This is a genomic window from Photobacterium sp. R1, from assembly GCF_054600795.1.
The window spans coordinates 1-308 of sequence record NZ_BAAHZP010000352.1; the positions used below are offsets into that span (position 1 = coordinate 1).

Here is a 308-nt window from a genome sequence, read left to right on the forward strand (position 1 = left end):
CATCTTGACATCAGTAGACTGACTTGTCTACTCTGTTTTTCTTGGTAGACAGATCGGTCTACCTTTTATTGGAAAGGAGTACAACATGAATCAATACGGAATGGCGCTGATGTCAGGACTGGGTGCGGCAGTCGCTATCGGATTTTTGTCGCTGGCAGAGGATCTGACGTCGGCCGGCTTGTGGCTGATGGCCCCTTTTGGGGCGACGGCGGTGTTGGTATTCGGAGTACCGGACAGCCCGTTAGCACAGCCCAGAAATGTCATAGCCGGCCATTTGCTAACGGCATTCATCGGGGTGTTTTTTGTCA

1 protein-coding gene is annotated in these 308 nt (G+C 51.6%); it reads left to right on the forward strand.

Annotation, left to right across the window (positions count from 1 at the left end):
• Positions 1-85 precede the first annotated feature (85 nt).
• On the forward strand, positions 86-308 hold a 223-nt coding region (locus ACYP03_RS25380; protein WP_459782586.1), incomplete at its 3' end, for an HPP family protein.